Below are 3,909 nucleotides of genomic sequence, written 5' to 3' on the forward strand. Positions count from 1 at the left end.
CACTACAGTTGTGTTTTGATGTGAGAAGCATAGGCTTTTGCCTGATGTATTCGTCTGAATCGTGACCAGTGCAGGATATGGTTGAGGGAGATCTGGCGCTGGGTCAGCCTGACGATAAGACGCCGGATTTCCTGAATGGACCACCGGATCAGACCTGGTGCGGGTTCGCTGGTCTTTTTTTGGGAGACCTGTCGTTTGCCTGTGCCCTGACCCCGGCCATCAGGGCATAGGCCAACATGACAAGGGATACGTGACGATGCCAGCCGTGCCAGGAGCGGGTTTCATTGTGATCGAGGCCGAATTCGTTTTTGGCCGTTCTGAACCCCTCTTCAATCCGCCATCGCGTGCCTTCGACCTGAACCAGCTTTTCAGGCGTCGTTCCTGAGGGGCACCAGACAGTGAAGTATGCAAGGTCCCCGTCGGCTGGGTTCCGGCGCACAAGGAGACCCCGGATCCAGGTTCTGTTGTCGGCCGGGGTATAGTCTGCCCCCTCGAGTTCGGCGAGCGGACACCACAGCCAGTCATACTGACGATCGCCTTTCGTCCCGTGTCCGGCTGACAGGGAGACCCAGTCTTCTTCTGGAGCGTCCCGGGCGATATCACGGGCTTCTCCCGCAACCGGTCTCTCTCCCAAGCCCCAGGAGTTGAACCAGTGACTGCCTGCCACCCCCAGAACATACCCTTTTGCGGCATGACGCAGGCTCATTTCGATTTCCCCTACGCCATAGACACTGTCAGCAGCGACCCATTCGAAGGGAAGGCCGGCCTGCAGGCCGCGTTCGATCATCTGTCGGGCCAGAGAAGGTTTGGTTGCAAACGTTACGTCCGCAGGAACAGAGGCCGCAGACAGCCGTACCGGATCTGATGTCCAGGCTTTGGGAAGATACAGGGCGCGATCCACGAAAGCATGACCCCGTGAAGAAACATAGGCTGCAAACACACCAACCTGACAGTTCGTGATCTTGCCAGCCGAACCCGTGTACTGGCGCCCTACACCACAGGACGCCTTGCCTTTCTTGAGAAAACCGGTCTCATCGATCACAAGAACCGCGTCTTCATCATCCAGGGTACTCTGAACATGATCGCGGACAATGTCGCGCAGACCGTCAGCGTCCCACTGCGTCCGGCCCAGCAAAGCCTGCTGACGCCAGGGGCCTTCGTCGCCTGCGACTTCCGCACGTTGCCAGCCCGTCTTGCGCGGCAGATTGCCCAGGAGCGTTTCCAGATAATGCTCCGCTGAGACCGCAACCCGATCCTGACCAAACAGGGGGCGTATTTTTTCCTTGACCGCCCGTAATCCCTCAACCGTCAGCGACAGCGTCTCCTCAACAGACGCGCCACCTGTCATCCTGTTCCGTTCCATACCAACACACGGAATCATATCTCACATCAAAACACAACTGTAGTGCTAGAAGCTGGCCTTTAAAGACGCCACATAGCTACGCATGGGGAATGGGTGATATTCGTAATACCGGGCGTTGTTGATATTATCGATGCCGGCATCAAAGGTCACAGGACCTTTCATACGCCAGTGCGCATGGATATCCACGACAAGAAACTTGTCAAAAGCACCAAATACGTGACCGACATGATCCGTATTATCGAGGGTGGAGTACATCCTGCCCTGATAGCGAAGGGCTGCTGATAGGTCGAGGCGTGGCGTGGCGTGCCAGGTCGCCTGGAATGTGTCCCGCCAGGCCGGGACATAGGGCACATGTTTTCCAGCCGCCGTAGTGCCTGTAGCACTTTGAAAACCTGGGTCAGCAAGTACGCGGGAGTCCACATAGGTCACGCTATTGGTTAGATCGAGGCCCCGGAACAACGCATTTTTCCGTTCTGCCACAAACTCCACTCCGCGGTTACGTACCTCGCCCACGTTCTGGACTGCCGTTGTATAAATGTTATTGATCAGCGTGCTTTGCGAAATAAGGGCGTTATGGGTGTTTTCCTGAAATAGCGACAGACGTAGGCTGCCATTGTGCGTGCGACGTTCAATCATCGCCTCACCAGAGAAAACCTGTTCGGGGCGGAGATTGGCATTGGGAACCGCATAGGTCCCCCCGGTTGCGACAATCTGGTAAAGTTCCGCCACGGTCGGATAGCGCCATGCCTCCCCGAATGACAGCTTGACCTCCCATCGGGGATTGATCTGCCAGTCGAGCGTTGCCTTGGGCGAAAAATTGGTCGAATGTTCCGACGGCTGGCTGGCCGCCATCTTTCCCGCCAGATTAAACCCGTCAGAGGCCCGCCAGAACTCAAGCCTTCCACCAGCCGTCAGGGTAAGACCCGGCGCGAACTTCCAGACTTCCTGTGCCCACAGGGCGTAGGTCGTTGTCCGTCCCCGCCCGTTGGCATAGAGCGTGCCATTGCCAGTGGGCGCTGAAGACGCCCAATTATCGGTGTTGTAGGTCGGGTTCCGCAGGTCATACTGGTCACGATGCGCACCGAAACTGAGCTCATGCGCCCCGCCTGGACCAGTGGGCCGCCAGATGCCCTTGATATCCGCGTTCGTCCAGCCTGAACCGCTCATGTTGGCAATGTAGCCATCGCGGGTAAAATTCGTGCCACCCAGCACGCCTGCCGGATTGCGCTGGCTATCCTGCAGATAATCATAATCAGTAAAAATGGCCTCGGCGTCCCAATGCCCTTTCGTACTGGTCTTGAGCGCTATGGTGTTCATCAGATGCTGTTCATTATAGGTGTAGGTATCATTGGCAAAGCCGGACACACCGCCAAATGTCGTAGCCCCAGATGCGGTTGACAGATAGGACTGCGCATGCGCCCGGGTCTGGCTGTCCCAGAATCCGATCATGTAGTTGAAATGTAGCCAGTCCATAAAATCATAGCGTATCCGCAGCGTCAGGTTGTCCATCGTGCTATGTTGGAGGCCGCCAGCGCCCATGACGTTGGCGACAGATCCTGTTTTGCTCAGGGACGGAATACCACCTGCGGTACCGGCAGGCATCGACGTGTTTGTGACGTAAAAAAGCGGCTCACTGAGGCTTTCCTCCCGGTTGGCGCTAAACAGCCATGAAAAATGTCCCGATCGATCGCCGATTGTGACTGCGCTGTTTGACGATCCATAATTGCCCTTGGTTCTATAACCGCCATAAGTCTGCACACTTCCGGTCTGCTTGAGCGTCGCCGTAAAGCGATCCGGCATGCGGGTTGTAATCAGCACGACACCCCCCATCGAATTGCCGGGGTACGCGGCGGCAAAGGGACCGTAGAGCATGTCGACCCGCTCAATCTGCTCGGGAGTGACCATGCCCCAGCGGGGAGCACCATTTGTGTTGTTGTTGGAGATGAGGGCAGAAATCGACGCGTCATCGACATAAACCAGGCTGCGCGCGCTGGAGTTCACACCCCATGTCCGTGTCTCCAGCGTGGCCTGTGTATCGCCGTTATTGCGTTTACGGACAACGAGGCTGGGCATGTATTTGAGCGCATCCTCGGTATCCACGATGTTGGTCGTGGCCTCGATCTGCTGCCGGTCGATGCCTGCTGTCGTCTGCGGTAGGGCAAATCGACGAATATCTGGTGCACTCCGATGCCCCACGACTGCAACATGCTCCGTTGGGCTGCCCGAGGAACTGAGGGATACATGACCATCGGAAGGGGGTATGGCCTTGCGAGGAAGATTCTCCTGCTCCTTCGACAGGGCGGGCGTCGTTATTCCCGCGGCGACAAATAAGCAAATGGCGAGCGCCGCATAATGCGCGTCAGCACTGCGCACGACGCGTGCACGTACCGTATGACCTGACATGACGTCTGTCCTGAACTGGGCTGCAATAGCCAGCAGGCATTCATCGTCCGACTCTTTGCGGCTCTCATGTTCGTCACGCGCAGGAACCGCAATAGCCCTGCGTGGGAGAACAAAAAATTGGCAAAGAAACAGAAAACCGCCCG

The 3,909-nt window shown here is 56.9% G+C and carries 2 protein-coding genes; both read right to left on the minus strand.

Translation table 11 applies throughout. The features are described from left to right. Window positions 1-148: 148 nt before the first annotated feature. Window positions 149-1,363, minus strand: coding sequence for an IS701 family transposase (locus tag AC1RQ9_RS18565; protein WP_420605104.1), 1,215 nt, complete (start codon window positions 1,361-1,363; stop codon window positions 149-151). A 45-nt stretch (window positions 1,364-1,408) separates the two neighbouring features. Then, a complete protein-coding gene (locus AC1RQ9_RS18570; protein WP_176644178.1) occupies window positions 1,409-3,766 on the minus strand; it encodes a TonB-dependent receptor in 2,358 nt (785 codons plus the stop codon). Window positions 3,767-3,909: the final 143 nt, after the last annotated feature.

The organism is Komagataeibacter ossonobensis (assembly GCF_057359305.1).

Coding starts and splice junctions, on each gene's coding strand:
- AC1RQ9_RS18570 (WP_176644178.1), bottom strand. CDS start 3,766: ATGTCAGGTCATACGGTACGTGCACGCGTCGTGCGCAGTGCTGACGCG.
- AC1RQ9_RS18565 (WP_420605104.1), bottom strand. CDS start 1,363: ATGGAACGGAACAGGATGACAGGTGGCGCGTCTGTTGAGGAGACGCTG.